This window comes from Sphingobium sp. D43FB (genome assembly GCF_002312805.1).
Lineage (GTDB): Bacteria > Pseudomonadota > Alphaproteobacteria > Sphingomonadales > Sphingomonadaceae > Sphingobium.
Genome location: NZ_NMUA01000006.1, coordinates 23,663 through 43,298, shown reverse-complemented (window position 1 = coordinate 43,298; position 19,636 = coordinate 23,663). Strand labels below are relative to the sequence as shown.

Genomic DNA, 19,636 nt, shown 5'->3' with positions numbered 1-19,636 from the left:
CATATTGTGAACCAAGATGTCCCGGCGGGGATTCTTTCCTCGTCGACCGGCAATCAGTGGACGCGTCGCTTTCAATTTCGGGATCATGAACGAACGGCGGGTTATGGGAACTCTCCTCAGCCTTAGGAACGACCGCATTATCGGCGCCACCGGCCGTCAATTCCAAACTTGCGCGCTCTCCGCCTGGTAGAATTCGACTTCCAAAGGCCACTTTTCGTGACGGAGGCTCGTCAGCCACTTGGCGCGACCGATTATCTCCTCGTTCCAAGCCTCGAGTGGATCTCCGTAGAGGCCGACGTATAGTTTTTTGAACCGGCCGCGACCGATGCGGGTGAGAATGTGGTCGTCGTTTGCCGCCAGAGAATGCCCGAAAATAAACCAGCAGTGCTGGCCTTGCGTCACGTTAGCGGTGAACTGCTTCAGTCCCTGGTACAGATAGGCATTGTGTCGGATTCGGGCCTTTTTTTGTGCGCTCGTTCCCTCCGCCACAAACAGCGGGAACTTGTCATCGGCTAATGCGGCGCGCGCCTGCTCGATCAGCGGAACACCCTTGCGCACCCAAGTGTATTTCAGCAGATCCTTGCCGGAATCGAACAGGTGCAGCGCACCGTGCAGGAACATGACGTTGGCACTGTGTGCGTTCGTCTCTCCCTGCCACACCACATATTCCGCGTCTGGCTCATCCTCGTCGTTGCCGAAGCTGTCGTTTTTGGCGAGATCGACCGGATTCTCGAACGGCAAATCCTCATGCATCAGCGCCCAGTATAGCAGCAGGTCGTAGTTAAGCGTGAAGACACAGCCAGCCTTGGGACCAGATAGGAAGTGCGTAAGGAACCGGCGGCAAGCCCAAAACTTCGCATCGGGTATGTCGGACGGCAAATGTGGGTGGTTGCCTGCGATGGTCTGAACGAGAATCTCTTTCAGCATCGCGGCGTGCTGGAGCATCTTGGTCGGTGCCGCGCCGCCATCGGCGACATAAGCTGGCAAGATGGTTGCGGCGCTTTCCAGCGTGCGGATGACCGCCTCGAAGTCTTTGGTGCCGAGCGCGTTGAAAACCGCCTCCACTTCAGGCGCATGGGAGAAATCAGCCTGATCGTAGAGAGAGCCGTAGTGGAATATATCGGCCCGGCAGGCGATACTGAAGCCATTACCCAGCAACAGGTGTCGCTTCGAGAACTGTTCGGAATCCGCGATAGCCTGCTCGAACGTCAATAAAGACAAGATATTCTCCCCGATACAAGGACCGCTGCTACGTGTAAACAGAAGTACCTGAGCAGCGACCCAAATTCTAGGGCAAGCCATCGCAATAGCGTGAATGAATGTCGGCTCTTTGGCGGCATGGCCGACGATGCCAACGTCCGATATGTCGAAGGGTTTCGGGCGCCGGCAGGCGTACGAAAGTCTCACATGTACGACCCGCGGGGCCTCAGGCGATAGGCTATGGGGATTTCAGGTCGGCGCCGTTTCGCGGACTGGCACAATCGCCGGTAGGGTGCGATGGACGGGAACCAGGCGGTCGGCATTTTGTCCGGGGCGGGCAGCATAATCGGTGCGTGCTGCCATCATTCTGGTTGTGAGCGGCGGCATGGATCGCTTCCAGCGCAAGCGCCGTGATTTCCTGCCACGACGCTTTGACAGGATGGATATGGAGCAGTTCATGCCGGTTCATGACGTAATCTCCGGGATCGGCATCAGGATGTCCGGCGGTGCCCGCGGCTGTCGCCAGCGTTCGAAGGTCTCGATGATGATCATATGCCCGCCGCAGCAAGGGCATGGTGGTCGCAGATCGACGGGCTCTTCGAGGATCGCCTCGTCAGGCGGCGCAGCTACCTCGAGCAACGCGCGAGCACGCGCGAGGTTGGCTTTGCGCGATGAGCTGGCCAGCAGACCGTAATGCCGGATACGATGGAAGCCACGAGGCAGGACGTGCGACATGAACCGCCGGATAAACTCGTCGGTCGCGAGTGTCATAACGCTTTGGCGTTCGGGTCCATCGCGACGGTAATCTTTGTAGCGCAGCGTGACGCCCTTCTCGTCGAAGCTGATCAACCGGCGGTTCGAGATGGCGATCCGGTGGGTATAGCGGGACAGATAGGCGAGCACCGCTTCAGGGCCCGCAAAGGGCGCCTTTGCATAGACCACCCATCGCGTCTTCCGGACCGGCGCCAGATGACGCAGGAAGGCGCGCCGTTCGGTAAGTGATGCGAGCGATCCGAAGAAGGCGAGCTTGCCGGCGTCATAAAGCTGGATCAGCCGGGTCAGGAACAGACGGCGAAACAGCTTGCCTAGGACACGCACCGGCAAAAGGAAGGCAGGGCGCGTCGATATCCATCGCGTCCCGTCGAGTGCGATGCCGCCACCCGGCACCACCATATGGACGTGGGGATGGTGCGTAAGGGCCGAGCCCCATGTGTGGAGCACGGCGGTGATCCCGATCCTGGCGCCTAGATGCCTGGGATCGGCCGCGATCGTCAGCATAGTCTCCGACGCTGCCTTGAACAGCAGATCATAGACCACCGCCTTGTTCTGGAAAGCGACGCTGGCGATCTCCGCCGGTAGCGTGAAGACGACGTGGAAGTATCCGACCGGCAAAAGGTCGGCTTCGCGCTCTGCCAGCCAGGTGCGCGCGGCCGCGCCCTGGCACTTTGGGCAGTGCCGGTTACGACAGCTGTTATAGGCGATCCGCCAATGCCCGCAGTCCTCGCAGGCCTCGACATGACCGCCAAGGGCTGCGGTGCGGCAGTTCTCGATCGCCGTCATCACCTTGAGCTGGGTAAGGCTCAGATGCCCGGCATGGGCGGCCCGATAGGCCGGTCCGGCGGTGCGAAAGATGTCGGCGACCTCGAGTGAGGTGCGCAACGGCTCAGCCGTCTGGCGCCACTTGTGGATCGGGCAGCGTTACCAACCTGTCGAGCGGGCTAATGACCGCGCGCACCGTTCGGGTGGCGACCGTGGTGTAAAAGGCGGTGGTCTCGAGGTTCGCATGCCCCAGCAGCGCCTGGATGATGCGAATATCGACCCCGTCCTCCAACAAATGCGTGGCGAAGCTATGCCGCAGGGTGTGCGGGCCGACCCGCTTGGTGATGCCCGCGGACTCCGCGGCGTCGACAACGATGCGATGGAGTTGTCGCGTACTGAGCGGCTTGAGGTAGTGCATCCCCGGGAACAGCCAGCCATCGGCATGCATGACGCCCTGTTGCCGGCCAACGGACCACCACTCGCGCAACAGGGTAAGCAGGTCAGCGGGCAGGAGCGCATTGCGATATCGCCCGCCTTTGCCGCGCTCCACCCGCAGGAGCATGCGCTTGCTATCGACATCGCGGACCTTGAGCATCGTCACCTCGGCGGCACGCAAGCCCGCGCCATAGGCGACGGACAGCGCTGCTTTATGCTTGAGGCATGTGGTCGCCCCCAGCAGCTGCGCGACCTCGTTGGGGCTCAGAACGATGGGCAAGGAACGCGGGTTCTTGACCGTATGGAGCTTGCGGGAAAGATCCGGTCGATCAATCGTGTGCGTGAAGAAGAAGCGCAGCGCTGAAACGATACTGTTCATGGTCGGCACGCCAAGGCCGGCGTCGCGCTGTTCGACCTGGAATAGCCTCAGGTCCTCTGCTGTCGCGGTGTCGGGAGGGCGCCCAAGATAGGTGGCAAAACGCGCGACGTGACGCACGTAGTCGAACTGGGTTTTGCGAGCGAACCGTCGCAGGTTCATGTCTTCAATCATGCGCTGGCGCAATGAGCTAACTGGGGTATCAGAGACACTGGTGATCATCGTACGCTCCTTGGTTGAAAGGAGTCGCGATAATCTGCCTATGCCGCAGCAGGCTCAACCAAAGCGCCGATATCAGTGGGTCAGCGGTACTTCAAATCCAGGCACCCATCCCGCGCCAGCGGGTTCGTACAAGTTGGCGGCAGCAGTCGACCAGAGCAAGTCGTTCCGTCTCGTTCGGTGGGCGTCTGGTTCTGACGGAAGCCGACGGTTGTGTTGACCGAAGCACTCTGCTGTCACACGGTTTGCTTTGCGGGATCGCGGTAGGCGAGCAGCCGCAGCGCATTGAACACGACAAGCAGCGTGGAGCCTTCGTGCATTGCAACTGCCGGACCGATGCCAAGGCCAAGGATCGTTGCTGGCACAAGCAATGCGACGACACCCAGGCTGACGAACACATTCTGCCGGATGATGCCGCGTGTGTGGCGGCTTAGGCCGACCGCGAACGGCAGATGGGCCAGATCGTCGGCCATCAACGCCACGTCGGCCGTCTCCAGCGCCACATCCGAGCCGGCAGCGCCCATCGCAATGCCAACGGTCGCCGATGCCATTGCCGGCGCATCATTGACCCCGTCGCCGACCATCGCGACCTTGTCCTCACCCGCGAGCTTCTTGATCGCGGCGACCTTGTCCTCCGGCATCAGGTCGCCCCATGCCTCGTCGAGCCCGACATCCCTGGCGACGGCGTCGGCTACCTTCTGGTGATCGCCCGAGATCATGATCATCCGGGTGATACCCATGTCCCGCAGGCGTTTGAGCGCGATCTTGGCCGCCTCGCGCGGCGTGTCCATCAGCCCGATCGCACCGATGTCCCGATCGGCCTTGCGCACCACCATAGTGGTGCGCCCCCCTTCGCGCAGGGCCGCGATGGCGTCAGTAGCGGCCGCATTCAGCGCAGGGATGTCCTCCACGCCGAACATCTCGGCCTTCCCGATCCACACCGTCTCGCCACCAACGGTCGCAGTGACGCCGCGTCCGGTCAGGCTCTTGAGGTCGGTTGCGGTCGGAATGTCGCGCCCGCCCAGGCGTTCGCGCCCATCCTTGACGATCGCCTGCGCCAAGGGGTGATCGCTCAAACCCTCGACAGCGACCGCGAGCGTCAACAGATCTTCTTCGCTCGCGCCGTCCACCGGCACGACATCGGTGATGCGGGGGCGGCCTTCCGTCAGGGTGCCCGTCTTGTCGAACGCGATCGCCTTCAACGAACCGAGGTTTTCGAGCGGAGCACCGCCCTTCACCAGCACGCCGCCGCGTGCCGCGCGTGCAACGCCTGAAAGCACGGCACTGGGGGTGGCGATGGCGAGCGCACAGGGGCTGGCGGCGACCAGCACCGCCATCGCCCGATAGAAGCTGTCGCGGAATGGCTCGTCGATCACGACCCACGCGAACAGGAGGATGAACGATAGAGCCAGCACCGCCGGCACGAAGACACGTTCAAACCGATCAGTGAAGCGCTGCGTGGGAGACTTTTGCGTCTCCGCTTCGCTCACCATCTTCACAACCTTGGCGAGCGCGCTCTCGTTGGAACGCCGCGTCACCTCGATCTCGATCGCGCCGCCGCCGTTGATCGTACCGGCGAACACCCGGGACGTCGCTTCGACACCATCGGGCTTCGCGCGCGCCGCCTCGACGTCGGCCACAGGCTCCTTGTCCACCGGGATGCTCTCGCCGGTGACGGGGGCCTGGTTGATCGCGCTCGAACCCTTGATGACGAAGCCGTCGGCAGGCAGGCGCTCGTTGGGGCGCACGATCACCACATCACCGATTACCAGCTCCTCGACGGCAAGCTCCGTGGTCTGCCCGTCGCGGCGCACCGTCGCCCTGTCGGGTGCGAGTTCGGCGAGCGCTTCGATGGCCCGCTTGGCGCGCCCCATCGCATAATGCTCGAGCGCATGGCCGAGGCTGAACAGGAACAGCAGGAGCGCGCCTTCCGCCCAGGCACCCAGCGCCGCGGCGCCAGCGGCTGCCACGAGCATCAGCGTGTCGATCTCGAATTTCCTGAGTTTCAGATTGTCGATCGCCTCGCGCAGCGTGAAAAATCCGCCAAAACCATAGGCACCCACATAGAAGGCGGTCGGTAGCCATTCGGGCATGCCCGCCACGAGTTTTTCGACCGCGAAGCCGATCGCCAGCAGTGCGCCACACGCGAGCGCAAAGATCAGTTCGGTATTGGGGCCGAGAAAATTGGCGTGCGCGTGATCGTGGCCGTCACCCGGCCCATGTTTCTCAGTGCCCTCACCATGACTGGCGTCGCCGTGGTCGTGGTCTGTATGGTCACTGGCGCTGTGATCGTGTCCGACGTGCTCCGAGCCAGTCCGCTGTACCGGTCTGACCTTGAGCTTGCCGAGCGCCGCGAGGATGAACGCCTCGTCGACCCGCTCCTTGTCATATTCGAGACGGATACTGCCCGAGGCGCTGGCGTCGGCCTGCAGCACGCCGGGCACCCGGCACAGGGTTTCGCTAATGGTGCGCGCGCGGCGCTCGTGGCCGATACCCTCGACCTGCCACCTGGCATGACCGTATCGTCCGCTAATCTCGGCGCCGGCTGCGCGCACCATTTCGCGCACACGCGACATCGGCAATGCCGCGCTGTCGAAATGGATGCACAGCTTTGCGGGGGTCTCGCCATCGGCGGGAAGGACATGCGCCTGTTCGACGCCGGGTTTCGCCTTGAGTGTCGCGACAAGCCGGCCAACGCAAGCATCGGCCGCGTCAGGAATCTGCGGCAGCAGGACGGGGATATCGAGTTTGAGCTTGTCGGTCATCGCATCTTCTCCGCGCTGTTTTTTGCTTCTGCACGAGCATCGCGCAGGATTTCTATGCCGCCCTTGACCGCGATGAGCGCGGTCGCCAGGCCGACGAGTAGATCGGGCCAATTCGTTCCCAGCCACAACACCAATGCCCCTGCGATCAGGATGCCGCCGTTGGAGATGAAGTCATTGAAGCTGAAGGTCGTGGCGGCGCGAAGGTTCACGTCCTTCTGGCCTAGCCGCTGGAGCATCCGCAGGCAGACATAGTTCACGACCGCCGCAACCGCTGACATGACCATCATCGTGGGTCCGATCGGTTCGCTGCCCTGGATATACCGGCGTCCGACATCGAGGAGAATGCCGCCTGCGAAGATCAGCAGCATCACGCCCGATGCGCTCGCCGCTCGTGTTTTCCAAGTCTGTCCGCGGCTCAACGCGATGAGGCTCAAGGCGTAAACGGCCGTATCGGAAAGATTGTCGACGCCATTGGCGATCAGCGCGCTGGAATCACCGATCAGCCCGGTGGCGAAGAATCCGACGGCGATCGCTGCGTTTAGCAGGAGCACTATCCATAACGTCCGGCGCTCATCAGGCGCCTTTCGAGCCGACGACCTCATGCCATGATCTCCTCGATCAGCAGCAGCGCGAGAAAGCCGACGAAGAACATGGCGCTTATCAGCGGCGAGTCCGGCTTTTCGTGGGCCTCGACCAGCAGTTCCTCGGTAACGAGGTAAAGCAGTGCCATGAGCCCGAAACTCAGGAACCCGGTGATCCATACCGGCGTCAGCAACGCCACTGGCTGCGCGACGAGAGCGCCGAGGGGCAAAAGCAACGCCAGCGCGCAGGTCAGGCCAATCGCCTTGGCCTTGCGATATTTGCCGGCAAGCTCGTTGGTGAGGGTCAGTGCAAGGAACAGCACCTCTAGTGTCAGGGCGACGGCGAGCAGTGCCCCTGCCTTCTCGCCCGCGATGAAGGCGAGCCCCAGAACCATGCCGTCTATGGCAAGGTCGAGTCCGATCGCCGCGAGTAGCGCGACAGGTCCCTTGAACCGGCTCTCTGCCGCCTTGAGGCTCAGCATGACGGCGACGCCGAGTGCGCCGCCGATCAGCGTCGCGCTCGGAGAACCACCGTGCTTTACCAGGGGCAAGATTTCTGTGGCAGCGGCTGCGAACACGACACCGGCTGCCAGATGCTGCATGGCAGCGACCAGTTTCTCGCCGGGGGACCGCCACCCGGCCATGATCGCCCCGAACATGATCGCGACCATCGGGATGAGGGAAAATTTGAGTGCGGCCATCGTCAGCGCTCCACGATGATGTCTGGACTGGTCACAGGCTCGTCGCCTTCGTGCACACGATGGTTGGCTGTTCGGCCTCCTCGATCCTGATCTCGTTACCCGAGAAGGTCGCGCTCGCCGTATCGCCGACATATTGGAGGCCCTGCGCCGGGGCGGTCAGAACAAGGGGCGCCGCATCCGCAGCCCGCCGAATTTCCAGGGTCAATCCCTCATCCTTGAAGTCGATGAGAAGCGGGCGCTTGTCGTCGCACCGATACGGATGGCGGCCAGGAGTGCCGCTTGCGTCCGCGCTGTCATTCGCGTGGATTTCCTGTTCCGTGGGCGCCTTTGTCGCCGGCTGCTCCGAACATGCAGCCAATGCGATTGCGCCCGCGATGATGCCGACCGTCCTCGAACGAAGCGATGTCATGATGGCCTCCGGTTGCTTCTGAAGCCGTTTCGAGGCGGCAAGGTCCGTCCCTTCGCGCTTGGGTGAGCCGCCCGGCGCCGCAGGTGCCGTTCCAGGCTTGCATCCGAGCGGACGAGACTGGCGTGGAACTTGTGGCGCATTATCGCTGCCATAGGAGTACCGAAGAGCCCCGAAAGGTGCAGGCTGTGCCGCATGCGTGTCCCCGTTGCCTCCGTCTCCAGAGTGTAGTTCTCTTCGAACAGGAGGAGCTTGGGAACACCGGCGGTCCAGGCAAACATGCGGGGTTTGTCGATGCAGATGATGTCCGCCTTGGCGGTTATTTCCTTGTCGAGCTTGCCGATGCGGAAAATGTAGGCGGCCTCGCCGCCTTGGACTGCAGCGCCGGAAAGCTGAATGAAGGGCTTCCACCGCGCATGCCCGGCAAAGTCGGTAAGAACCGACCAGACGCGCAGCGGCGATGCCTTGAGGCTCGTCACATTCTCGATCACTGACACCTCATGCCTCCTTTCTGGGCGTGGTGGGGAGGGCGAATTCTTGCCCTCCCCTGTCCGATCATGTGTGCTGCGGCAGCGGCGCTGCCTCGTCTCGCTCGTCATCCTTCGCCGCTTGCTGCCCGAAACGCGCGTAGAGCGTCGGCAGCACGAACAGCGTCAGCAAGGTCGCAGAGATGAGACCGCCGATGACGACGGTCGCGAGCGGCTTTTGCACTTCCGCGCCGGCACCGCTCGCGAACGCCATCGGCACGAAGCCGAGGCTGGCGACCAAGGCCGTCATCACGACGGGACGGAGCCGCTGGATCGCTCCTGTCCGGGCAGCTTCTGCCCGGTCCATGCCGGACCGGATCAGGTCTTGCACCGAACTGACCATGACGAGGCCGTTGAGGACCGCGATGCCGGACAGCGCGATGAACCCGACCGCGGCAGAGATCGAGAAGTCCATGCCCCGGGCAAACAGCAGCAGCACGCCGCCGACCAAGGCGAAGGGCACGCCGGTGAACACGATCGCGGCATCCCGCGCCGATCCCAATGCCCCGTAGAGCAGCAGCAGGATCAAGATGAAGCAGGCCGGGATCACAAGCTGAAGCCGCTGACTGGCGGACTCCAGATTTTCGAATTGCCCGCCCCATTCAAGATAGCTGCCAGCGGGCAAGCGCACGTTCTGCCCGACGGCCGCCTGTGCGTCCGCCACCACGCTGCCGACGTCACGTCCACGCACGTTCGCCTGCACGACGACGCGGCGCTTGCCGTTCTCGCGACTAATCTGGTTCGGCCCATCGACGACGCCGATACTGGCGACGCTGGACAGCGGCACATAGCCGCCCCCGGCAATCGGCACCTGCACCTGTTCGAGCTGGCGCAGATCGGCGCGCTGCGCGTCCGACAAGCGGATGACCACCGGGAACCGGCGATCACCCTCGAAGATCATGCCGGACTCGCGGCCGCCGATGGTGGCGGTGATTGTGTCCTGTACGTCCTGCGCGGTGACGCCGACCCGCGCCATCGCGTCGCGATTGACGCGAATATCGAGCATCGGCAGACCTGTGGTCTGCTCGACCTTCACGTCCGCCGCCCCTTGCGTCTTGCGCAGAACGCCGGCGATCTGTTCGGCGGTGCGGTTCATGGCAACGAAGTCGTCGCCAAACACCTTGACCGCGATGTCGCCGCGCACGCCGGCGATCAGCTCGTTGAAGCGCATCTGGATCGGCTGCGTGATCTCGTAGGCGTTGCCAGGAATCTTGCCGAGCAGGCCTTCCAGTCGCTCGACCAGTTCCTCCTTGGCTAGCTTGGGATCAGGCCATTCATCGCGGGGCTTGAGGATGACGAACATATCGGTCGCGTTGGGCGGCATCGGGTCCGATGCCAGCTCGGCCGTGCCTGTCTTGGAAAAGACGAAGCGCACCTCGGGCTGCTTGGCGACAATACGCTCGATCGGCACCTGCATGGCCTGGCTCTGTTGGACCGATGTCGCCGGGATACGCAGCGCCTGGATGAGCAGATCGCCCTCATCGAGCTGGGGCAGGAAGACTTGCCCCAGCGTAGTGAAGGCCAGCGCCGCCGCGACGAGGCTGACAACACTTGCGCCGATCGTAAACGACGGGCGCTTCATGGCCTTCTCGAGACCCGGTTCGTACCGGGCTTTCAGCCATGAGATGATGCGCCCATCCTTCTCCTCGACCCGCTTGGACAGCCAGATGGCAATCGCCGCAGGCACGAATGTCAGCGACAAGGCAAAGGCGAAAAGCAGGGCGATGATGACCGTCAGCGCCATCGGCACGAACGTCTTGCCCTCCACGCCCGTAAGCGTGAGCAGCGGGACATAGACAAGGATGATGATCGCCTGCCCGTAGACCGAGGGCCGGATCATCTCGCGCGCCGCCGTGGCAACGGCTTCGAGGCGCTCCTTCATGCTGAGCAGCCGGCCTTCATGGTGCTGTTGCTCCGCGAGGCGGCGCAGCGCGTTCTCGACGATGATGACAGCGCCATCGACGATGAGACCAAAGTCGAGCGCGCCCAGGCTCATCAGATTTGCCGAGACACCCAGACGCAGCATGCCGAACCCGGTGAGCATCATTGTCACCGGGATCACCGCCGCCGCAATCAGCGCGGCGCGGAAATTGCCGAGCAGAAGGAACAGCACGACGATGACGAGCAACGCGCCTTCGGAGAGGTTCTTGGCGACCGTCTTGATCGTCGAATTGACCAGCGCGGTCCGGTCCAGAACGGGTTGCACCACGACATCAGGCGGCAGCGAGGCGTTGATCTCCTTCAGCCGATCAGCGACCGCCGTGGCGACGTTGCGGCTGTTCTCGCCAATCCGCATGATCGCGGTGCCCACGACCACTTCGGTGCCGTTCTCCGAGGCCGAGCCCATGCGGATCGCCTGGCCGGTGCGAACGGTGGCAACCTGGTCAAGGGTGATCGGCACCCCTTCGCGGGTCGCGATAACGGTGCGCGACAGTTCGGCCGCGTTGCGCACCAGCGCGTCGGAGCGGACCGCTAGACCCTCGCCGTTGCGGTTGACGAAGCCGCCGCCCACGCTGGTATTGTTCTTCTCGAGCGCGGTGCCAAGCTCGGTGAGCGTGATGTTCAGGGAAGCGAGCTTCTGGACGTCGGGGACGACCAGATACTGCTTGGCATAGCCGCCGATGGAATCGACGCCGGCAAGACCCGGCGTGTTCTTCAGCAGCGGCGTGACGATCCAGTCCTGCGCGGTGCGCAGATAGGTTGCCTTGTCTTCTTCACTCGTCAGCCGTTCGCCTTCCGGCGTGATGTAGCTACCGTCGGGCTGCTGACCAGGCTCACCGGGGCGGTGCTTGTCATCCTGTCGATGATCAAGCCGGACGGTCCACATATAGACCTCGCCCAGCCCCGTCGCGATCGGTCCCATTTCGGGGTTCACGCCGTCAGGCAGGTTCTCCGCGACCCCGGCAAGACGCTCGCCGACCTGTTGGCGAGCGAAATAGATGTCGGTGGACTCGCCGAAGACCGCGGTTATCTGTGCGAACCCATTGCGGCTGAGCGAGCGCGTGTTTTCAAGGCCGGGAATGCCCGCAAGCGCGGTTTCGATCGGAAACGAAACCTGCTTCTCGACCAGCTCGGGCGACAGCGCCGAGGCGCGGACGTTGATCTGGACCTGGTTGTTGGTGATGTCCGGCACCGCGTCGATCGGGAGCCGGTAAAGGGAATAGGCACCGATGGCGGTGGCGACGGCGGTGAGAAGCAGGACGAGCCAGCGCTTCTCGACCGCCCATGTGACGATACGGGCGATCATGGCATCAATCCTCGTGCGCCGCTTCGCCCTTGCCGAGTTCGGCCTTGAGCGTGAAGCTGCCGGTAGTGGCGATCTGTTCGCGGCCGCTGAGGCCAGAGCGGACGATGACGGTATCGCCGGCGGCATCGCCCAGCGTGACCGGGGTAGCCTGGAACCCCTTGGCGGTGCGGACAAAGACCACCGATTTGCCTTCGACGGTCTGAATGGCCGTCGTCGGCACGCGTACCGCAGAGCTTCCAGCATTGCCGCTCAGCTGCACCGCAGCAGTGACGGGCTCGCCGACACGCCACTGAGCGCCGCGATTGTCGAGCGTCGCGATAACCGGCACCTGCCGCGTTTGGGGATCAAGCGCGGGCGAGACGAAGGTTATACGCGCGCTGGTCTGCCTGCCCGGCGCCGTTACCGTTACGACGTTCCCGGGCCTGACCCTGCCGGCGTCTTCGGGCTTGAGGTTCAGCGCCAGCGATACCCGGCTAAGATTGGCGATACGGTACAGTTCCGCGTCGGCTGTGACGGTCTGGCCCAGCACGACCGGACGCGAGATGATCTGGCCGGCGATGGGGGCGGTAATGCCGAGGCGGTTGAGGCCGCCGCCGCCCCCGCCGCCGCCGGCGGCCGAGACCTGGCTTTGGGCCTGGCGGTAGGCAATCCTTGCTTCGGTCGCAGCCGTTCGCGCCGCGATCAGGTCTTGTTCGGGCGACACGCGCTGCGCGAACAGGCGCTGTTCGCGTGCGAGGTTGGAATTGGCGAGTGCAAGCCTGGCGCGCGACGCTTCCACCTCTCCCTTGAGCTGTGCCGCTTCCCTGCTTTCGATGACCGCGATGGTTTCCCCCCTGCCGACCGACTGGCCCAGATTGCGGGTCAATGAAACGACGCGGCCTCCGATCGCGGCCGAAACGACCTGCGTCCCTTGCGGATCACCCTCGATAGTTGCGGGCAGTTCGATCGTACCGGCTCCGCCTGTCATCGGGCGCGCGATCTGGACCCCGGCGGCCGTGATCTGGTCGGGCGTGAGCGTCACGGCCCCTTCGTCGGCATGCGCTTCTTTACCGCCGCCCTCGTCGGCATTGGCAGATGCTTCATTGGTTGCAGTAGTATCGCCGCCTTCGGAGCTACCGCCGCAAGCGGAGAGCAGCAAGGCGAGGCCAAGCGGCATCGCGCCGCCCATAAGGATGGTCTTCATCGGTCGGTATCCCCCGAAATCGTGGTCGCCGTCGCGGGAGCGGTCAGCCGCTCCAGTTGCGCGCGGGCATTTTGATAATTGGCGAGTGCGTCGATCGCGGCGACGCGCGTCTCGGCAAGAGTGCGTTCGGCGTCGAGCAGATCGAGCTGGCCGAACTTGCCTTCACGGTAGCCGATCCGGGCGATCCTGGCGGCTTCCTGTGCCGCTTCCAGCGCCGGTCCGGCTGCAGCACGGGCGGTTGTGGCCGCGTTCGCGGCCTCCGCCTGCGCGTTCGTGATCGCTTGCTCGACATCGAGGGCGGTAACACGCCGTAAGGCTTCCGCCTGGCTTCGCTGTGCGCTCGCCTGCGCGATGGCCGCGCGGCCATTGTTGAACAGCGGGATCGGAATCGAGATCGAAAATACCGCAGCGGTGTCGTTGGTCGCTTCGAGCCGCCTTAGAGCCGGGCCGATGTTGAGGTCCGGCACCCGGTTCGCCCGCGCCAGCGTCACGCCGGCATCGGCGACGGCTAGATCGGCGTCGGCGGCGGCGAGTGCCAAAGTGTTTGCCGCCGGCGGCGTCTCGACGGGACCAAAGGTCGGCGCCGGGAGCTGATCGAGAAGCGCGGCATCGAGCATCCCGTCGATAGGTCGTCCAATCCGCCGTGCCAGGTTCGTGCGCGCTGCTTCGGCGAGCCGTGTCAGCCGTTCCACATTGGCATCGGCGTTGATCCTCGTGACATCGGCGCGCTGCTGTTCGAGCGGCGAGGCCCGTCCCGCCTGAACCCGCACACCCGCGCCGCGCAGCACTTCGGCGGCAATGCGCGCTTGATCGCGCGCTGTTGCGAGCCGGCGTTCGGCCGCAACCGCATCGATATAGAGCTGCGTCACCTGCAGACGAATGTCGCTCGCGGTGATCGCCGCCTGCAGTTCGGCACGCGATAGCTGTGCGCTAGCGACGGCGACGCGGGCACCGCGCTTACCGCCTAGCTCGATCGGGATCGCAACGCCTACGGTCGTCTCCGCACTTTGCAGACCCTTGTATGGGCCAGATCCGGCGACGTTTTCGACCTGCCCCTGAAAGACGGGATTGGGTCGTAGCCCCGCGACCGTCCGTTCTGCCTGCGCCGCTTCGATTGCGGCCGATGCCGCGTCAGCGGCAGGCGCCGCGCCGCCTGCGGCCAATACGGCCTGATCGAGGGTATAGACGCCAAGCGGCTGCGTTGCCGCAGTCATCGGCGTTTGCTGCGCCTGCGCCATCGAGGCACAGGACGCCGCGGCCATCATGGCCACGAACATCTTTTTCATTATCTGGTGATCCTGACAAAACACGTCTGATCGGCGGATGCCGACCGGCGGGCGATGTCAGGCGGCGGGAGGCCTTAGTGCAGGGCCGGTCCGATAAGACGCCAGGGCGCTTTGCGGCGCAGGGAACGGATGCAAGCCGCTTGCCTCGCCAAGCGAATAAAGATCGCTTGTATCGGGTATATCCAATGTTGGACCATGGCAGGTGCTGTGGTGATGGGGCATCGCCTTGTCGGCGTCGCCCTGGGACTGGTCGGCATCGCCATCTTCATGCACGACTCCGGCGCAATCCATCAGGATCTGTCCTGAAACCTCGCGTGCATGGATCGTCGCCGTCAGCACAAGCGACGACGCGATCATGACCAGCAAGAGGGAGCAGAGCCTGCGCAGCATGTGTCGTGACCTAAACGATATCCCGGCCAGTGTCATCGCGTAACTTGGGGAGGCGCTGGGCGCGCGTCGCGCCATGCCGAGATTGCCTCAGCAACCGCGTCAACACTCGGCGTTTGCTGGATCGCTGGATGCGCAGGGTTACTATCCCGAACCAGTCTTCGGTCGCCATGGCCTACAAGGAGTTCGACGACAACGAACGGATGCGACCGTGCTGATGCGGCCTCACGCCGCCCGGCTTGTCGACCGTTATTCCGAGCGCAAGGAGCTTGATGGGAGGGGGCGAGCGGCGACGACAATGCCGCGGCCGCAATTGGATCCGTGGGGCCGACCTGACGAAGCGAAAGCCTTCGAGGATGAAAGCACCGTCACCTTGCGAATGGCCGATACACCCCAAACCTGTCGTTCACGGTTGTACTGGTGAACGGCGGTTTTGTCCCAATCCCAGTCATTCCAGGTTGCCGGATCGAAAGTGATTATACGACCGCTTCCGTTAAGCTGATTTTGATCCAGGAATGGCCAACTTCAAGGCGACTACCGTCGCTCATGCCGAGCGATTGGCGCTCAGGATTATCGGTCTCGATACGGCTCGCAACCAATACCGTCGCTATCCCGATCCAGATGCGGTCCATAGCCCGGATCACCACGCCTTACAGGGGCTGCTCCCGCAGCTCTTGCTTCTGCGCAGTTACGGAACGCACCGACACTTGGAGCAGCGAGAAATAAGCGACGAGGCGAGGTTGCCTGCCCCGAAGCGGCGCCCCCACCGTGGCAGTGGTATTCCCCTGTCTTACGGTTGTTGTGGCACCCCTCGGAATTAAGTCCGCCCGGATGTGCAGAGACTTCCGAGATACCGAGCGGCAGCAACAGCAGCGACAGTATGGCTATGCTTCGCATGTCATATTCCCCTGTTATCGGGACGGCACCGGGATCGACATGGGCCTCATGCAACGGGCAGCTTATACCCTCGATTATCCAAATAATTCATAAACATTCGGCTATGCTAAGCGTCGAATCAGAAGCACTGAAAGATTGTGGCATATCAGCATAGTCGCGCGCATTGAGAGTATTTAGCCCACCCATTCAGGCACCTGCTGATCCTGCCGCAATCTCAATCGGCGCCAAGCCAAGCCGTCAAATACATCATCAAGGTTCGACGGATCTTGGACTGGCAATGCTGCGACGACTTCTTGCTGAAAGCGCACCTGCAGCGCCTCATCAGAAAGCCACGCCGATTGCCACCAACTGGTAATCCGTGTCTGGGCTTGTTGCAGCCTTTCAGCGGATGGGAGTCGGTCACGCTTCAGGTGCTGGTTAACCTGTCTGTCGCTGGGAAGCAAATTCCAAAGGTCGCCGCATGGCCATGCCGCCCATGGCAAGCAGTGGTCAATATCCAAAGCTCCAGGCTTCAAGAGTTTACCAGTCCAACAGCACGAGATGTCCCCGCCAGTGTCGATTATGCTTCTGACAGCTGCACGACCAACGGTCGTGTCGCGGATTGGCTCCTCCCAGGCCAACGCAGCTTCGGACTGACCAATTGGAACGACTTTCCCCATTCTTTCGGAATATGTCCGGATCAGCCGCGACCACTCTGCCACCAGAACGGGCTCAATCCATGCGCCCAGACGGGACATAGTTCGCCAGACATGCCCGGGAACCCGCATCGCTCCCCACGACCAGAGCGTCTCTACATCCAGCGCAATAGTGCCATCCGATCTCCCAACTCTCCGCTTAATCGCCCGGAAAACCTGCTGATCGGACCCTGGATACCTGATGAAATTAGAAGGCATGGTCGTGATCGTACGGACCGCCTCGCCTATCGCAGAATGCACGGCCACCGCGCGTTCGCCAGAAAAGCCTGCACCCACTCGGAAATCAGCAGCCGCGCATTGAAGCTGCATCGCCGCACGAAAGCCTGAGCGCGTAAAACCAAGGCCGTCGGGTCCTGAATTGCGCGGAGCCTGGGGCAAGCCTGCGCGGACGAGAGGTATATACATTCTGATCCAGAACAGTCCCACGAGGCCAAGTGGCACATCCACGGCATCGGGCTCATCGGCCGCAATTCGGACGGTAGCGGGAGCGTGTTCGGCAATTCGAGATATCGCCCTCAATAGCGCGAGCTTGTAAGTGGAAGACTTGTCATCTGCCAGAATGATGCCGCGAATGAGCGGCAAGGCACCCGCTCCTTCGTCAGGCATGCGTAGGATCACCGTCGTCCAGTAAACCTCGGCACGTGCGAGTTCGTCGGCCTGATCAACGACTTTCAGCACTTCAAGTCCGAACGTCCGGGCCAGCGCTTCGACTTCGCCGAGTGAAACTGCATGCATGGGGCGATCGGCAGGGGGCGGTCCCTGCCGAAGAGTCATGATCAGAAGGCCTCCAGGCTTCAACAAGGACGACATCTTGCGGAAAGCCCGCTGCCGATCCTGAGGAGCAATGTGCTGCCAGACCGCTGACAGAAGGATAAGATCAAACGACAACGCTAGTTCGTGGATGCGGGTGAGACCGGGAAGCCGATCATCAAGCCAGCGGATTCGGGTATCTTCATGCCTGCGCTGGGCTTCATCGCGCATTCCGCTCGAAGGCTCCACGGCAACCACTTCATACCCCTTGGAGGCGAGCCAGGCCGCATCACGGCCAGAACCAGCTCCGATGTCGAGAGCCAAGGAATCTGCCGATGTCGATGCAATCAAATCTTCGATCGGCGAATACGATGCCAGTAAGGCAGGCTGATCGTAGCGTTCAGCCAATTCGGCGGCTTGCGCATCATAAGTTGCAATGACTTCGTCGCTCACCAAACCGACCCCACCTACTATCGACCCCATAGATGGGGCCAACTGTGTTGCCAGTTCAAACGGTTTCACCAATTGGCATCACTTGCAGTGATGTAGAGTTTCACCCGCTCTTGCGTCAGACGGCGCGGCCGTCGACCTGACCGCAAATCCTCTACGAACCGCGGATCTCCGACGGCCATGCGCCCGAACTTGCTCGGCGGTGTTTTCGTCCGCACCAGATAGGTCTCGATCTGCTCCAGTAGCTCCATTGCCGTCCGACTCGCTTTATCCTTGCGTTCTTGTTTTGTTCATATTAGGAAGGCGTCCTAGAGTCTAGGATGGTTTTTCCTAGCGATCGTGACAGGACAGCGAGTGATGGACGAAGCACGAAGGGCTCTGGACGAGCTCATCCTGGCAAGAAAAGGCTGCACGTACTCAGGGATTTCGCGGCTGCTCGGCCGCAATGTGTCCTATATCCAGCAGTACATTCGCAAGGGTAGCCCGCGGTATCTCGACGAGAGCGATCGCAACATTCTCGCGCGATTCTTCGGCGTGGATGAGCGCATTTTGGGCGCACCGCCCCATCGCAGCTCCCCCGTGGTCGAACTGGTGCAGATACCGGTTCTGGATGTCGAAGCATCTGCCGGTCACGGCGCGCTCGCCGAAATGGAACGCAAAAGCGGACAATTCGGTTTCGACGAAGGTTGGCTCCGCAAGCTCACCCCTAGCAAGGCCTCAAGCTTGTCGATCATCCACGTTATCGGGGACTCCATGGAGCCGACGCTCAACGATGGGGACGAAGTGATGGTCGATCTAGGTGATGGCCAAGCACGGCTGCGCGACGGGATCTATGTCCTGCGCATGGATGACGCGCTTAGCGTCAAGCGGATCGCAATCGAGCCGCAAGGTCGGCGGATTTCGGTGGTGAGCGACAACGCTGCTTATCCAAGCTGGCGCGGGCTCGAACGCCGCGCCATCAACATCGTCGGCCGGGTGCTCTGGTTCGGCCGCAAACTTCAGTAGAGTTTCAAAATGTTCCTGACACTTGCAGCCGCCGTCGTCGCGGCAGGACAAAGCTTCACCTGTACTCCGACCCATGTCTGGGACGGCGATGGACCGATCTGGTGCGCGGAGGGCCCGCATATCCGGATTTCGGGTATTGCAGCGCGCGAGATGGACGGCACCTGCCGGACCAACCAGCCCTGCCCGCCCGCCACCGCACTCCAAGCGCGCGACCGCCTCGTTTCGCTCCTCGGCGGCCCACGCGGGACAATACCGACAGGGCATGTGATCGTTTCGGCCCCAGCTATGCACTGCCGCTCTGAAGGTTCGGCCGGCGGCTCGCGGACCGCGGCCTGGTGCACCCTTGCCTCGGGTGCCGATCTGTCCTGCGCGATGGTGCGCACCGGAACGGTGCTACGGTGGGACCGCTACTGGAAGAACCACCGTTGCCGCTAAGCAACTGGGAACTTTGGGCCTGCGCCAACCAGGTGCTCACGGTCCATGGGCATGATGCCCCGCGCCATGTGACCGAGCAGATTGGCGCCCTTGCCCTTGCCGGTGATCAGGAAGGTGTCCGCACCTGGCAGGCGATCGCAAGGCGAATTGCCGATCTGGCAGACCTCAATGATAAGCCGACGTCCCGGCACCGACCGATACGCCTTCATGCGATCGACAGCGCTCTGACGTACTGGTCAACCGATCGGCGAAAGATCGCCCGGGAAGAGACAGGACTGCCCTTCACCGCGCTTGCCCCCTTCGCCTTCGATTACGAACCCGCGCATGCGCTCGACCAGATGCCGCGCGAGATCTACCCGGGCGTTCCGCTGCTGGCGCGGGTCATCGGCGTTGAGTCCGCAGAGAACTGGCTCGGGGGCTACCGCAAGCGCCACTTCCAGATGGGTGAGCAGAATATCGTCAGCGATTCGGGGCATGGCCGCATTGAGAACAAATTAGGAACTTAAAGTCAATCTGCATGCCATTGAACTCAGGCGACGAGCCCTCTTGCGA

18 protein-coding genes and 1 pseudogene are annotated in these 19,636 nt (G+C 62.6%); 4 read left to right on the top strand and 15 right to left on the bottom strand.

Translation table 11 applies throughout. The features are described 5' to 3' along the window. Nucleotides 1–156 precede the first annotated feature (156 nt). The 12 genes from SxD43FB_RS07115 to SxD43FB_RS07060 all read right to left on the bottom strand — a co-directional run bounded on the left by SxD43FB_RS07115 (nt 157) and on the right by SxD43FB_RS07060 (nt 14,930). A complete protein-coding gene (locus SxD43FB_RS07115) occupies nt 157–1,221 on the bottom strand; it encodes a DUF4917 family protein (protein WP_255245624.1) in 1,065 nt (354 codons plus the stop codon). A 444-nt stretch (nt 1,222–1,665) separates the two neighbouring features. Then, nucleotides 1,666–2,859: an IS91 family transposase gene (locus SxD43FB_RS07110; RefSeq protein ID WP_096061584.1), complete on the bottom strand. Its 1,194-nt coding sequence runs from the start codon at nt 2,857–2,859 to the stop codon at nt 1,666–1,668. 4 nt (nt 2,860–2,863) lie between these two features. Further along, complete coding sequence (locus tag SxD43FB_RS07105) at nt 2,864–3,772, bottom strand: tyrosine-type recombinase/integrase (protein ID WP_096061583.1); 909 nt, start codon at nt 3,770–3,772, stop codon at nt 2,864–2,866. A 233-nt stretch (nt 3,773–4,005) separates the two neighbouring features. Beyond that, entirely contained in the window at nt 4,006–6,534 is a 2,529-nt protein-coding gene (locus SxD43FB_RS07100) for a heavy metal translocating P-type ATPase (protein WP_096061582.1), read from the bottom strand. Further along, entirely contained in the window at nt 6,531–7,136 is a 606-nt protein-coding gene (locus SxD43FB_RS07095) for a cation diffusion facilitator family transporter (protein WP_096061581.1), read from the bottom strand. Before SxD43FB_RS07095 ends, SxD43FB_RS07100 begins: the two co-directional genes overlap by 4 nt. Continuing rightward, on the bottom strand, nt 7,133–7,816 hold the full coding sequence (locus tag SxD43FB_RS07090; RefSeq protein WP_096061580.1) for a transporter: 684 nt from the start codon (nt 7,814–7,816) through the stop codon (nt 7,133–7,135). The genes SxD43FB_RS07095 and SxD43FB_RS07090 overlap by 4 nt, the downstream gene beginning before the upstream one ends. A 31-nt stretch (nt 7,817–7,847) precedes the next feature. After that, a complete protein-coding gene (locus SxD43FB_RS07085; protein ID WP_096061579.1) occupies nt 7,848–8,225 on the bottom strand; it encodes a hypothetical protein in 378 nt (125 codons plus the stop codon). Then, nucleotides 8,222–8,719, bottom strand: coding sequence for an SRPBCC family protein (locus SxD43FB_RS07080; RefSeq protein WP_176482693.1), 498 nt, complete (start codon nt 8,717–8,719; stop codon nt 8,222–8,224). Before SxD43FB_RS07080 ends, SxD43FB_RS07085 begins: the two co-directional genes overlap by 4 nt. A gap of 58 nt (nt 8,720–8,777) precedes the next feature. Further along, a complete protein-coding gene (locus SxD43FB_RS07075; RefSeq protein WP_096061577.1) occupies nt 8,778–11,996 on the bottom strand; it encodes a CusA/CzcA family heavy metal efflux RND transporter in 3,219 nt (1,072 codons plus the stop codon). Nucleotides 11,997–12,000: 4 nt separating this feature from the next. Further along, on the bottom strand, nt 12,001–13,179 hold the full coding sequence (locus tag SxD43FB_RS07070) for an efflux RND transporter periplasmic adaptor subunit (protein WP_096061576.1): 1,179 nt from the start codon (nt 13,177–13,179) through the stop codon (nt 12,001–12,003). Continuing rightward, entirely contained in the window at nt 13,176–14,465 is a 1,290-nt protein-coding gene (locus tag SxD43FB_RS07065; RefSeq protein WP_096061575.1) for a TolC family protein, read from the bottom strand. The genes SxD43FB_RS07070 and SxD43FB_RS07065 overlap by 4 nt, the downstream gene beginning before the upstream one ends. Before the next feature lie 57 nt (nt 14,466–14,522). Then, a complete protein-coding gene (locus SxD43FB_RS07060; protein ID WP_255245623.1) occupies nt 14,523–14,930 on the bottom strand; it encodes a hypothetical protein in 408 nt (135 codons plus the stop codon). A 14-nt stretch (nt 14,931–14,944) separates the two neighbouring features. On the opposite strand from SxD43FB_RS07060, the pseudogene SxD43FB_RS25835 reads away from it, so the two are divergent. Next, nucleotides 14,945–15,117: pseudogene (locus SxD43FB_RS25835) on the top strand (arsenical resistance protein ArsH); the annotation flags it as partial. A gap of 211 nt (nt 15,118–15,328) precedes the next feature. On the opposite strand, the gene SxD43FB_RS25155 reads toward SxD43FB_RS25835, so the two are convergent. The 3 genes from SxD43FB_RS25155 to SxD43FB_RS07045 all read right to left on the bottom strand — a co-directional run bounded on the left by SxD43FB_RS25155 (nt 15,329) and on the right by SxD43FB_RS07045 (nt 17,647). Beyond that, a complete protein-coding gene (locus SxD43FB_RS25155; RefSeq protein WP_176482690.1) occupies nt 15,329–15,484 on the bottom strand; it encodes a hypothetical protein in 156 nt (51 codons plus the stop codon). Beyond that, nucleotides 15,423–15,749: an excalibur calcium-binding domain-containing protein gene (locus SxD43FB_RS07050; RefSeq protein ID WP_096061573.1), complete on the bottom strand. Its 327-nt coding sequence runs from the start codon at nt 15,747–15,749 to the stop codon at nt 15,423–15,425. The genes SxD43FB_RS25155 and SxD43FB_RS07050 overlap by 62 nt, the downstream gene beginning before the upstream one ends. 173 nt (nt 15,750–15,922) lie before the next feature. Continuing rightward, nucleotides 15,923–17,647 (bottom strand): methyltransferase domain-containing protein, encoded by a 1,725-nt coding sequence (locus tag SxD43FB_RS07045; protein WP_176482692.1) that lies wholly within the window; start codon nt 17,645–17,647, stop codon nt 15,923–15,925. Between the two features lie 354 nt (nt 17,648–18,001). Between SxD43FB_RS07045 and SxD43FB_RS07035 the strand changes: the two genes are divergently transcribed. The 3 genes from SxD43FB_RS07035 to SxD43FB_RS25150 all read left to right on the top strand — a co-directional run bounded on the left by SxD43FB_RS07035 (nt 18,002) and on the right by SxD43FB_RS25150 (nt 19,590). Continuing rightward, nucleotides 18,002–18,649, top strand: a complete 648-nt coding sequence (locus tag SxD43FB_RS07035; RefSeq protein WP_096061570.1) for a S24 family peptidase — start codon at nt 18,002–18,004, stop codon at nt 18,647–18,649. Between the two features lie 9 nt (nt 18,650–18,658). Continuing rightward, the gene (locus tag SxD43FB_RS07030) at nt 18,659–19,084 is read left to right on the top strand and encodes a hypothetical protein (protein WP_096061569.1); all 426 of its coding nucleotides are present in this window, start codon (nt 18,659–18,661) and stop codon (nt 19,082–19,084) included. Nucleotides 19,085–19,152: 68 nt separating this feature from the next. After that, nucleotides 19,153–19,590 (top strand): hypothetical protein, encoded by a 438-nt coding sequence (locus SxD43FB_RS25150; RefSeq protein WP_176482689.1) that lies wholly within the window; start codon nt 19,153–19,155, stop codon nt 19,588–19,590. Nucleotides 19,591–19,636 lie beyond the last annotated feature (46 nt).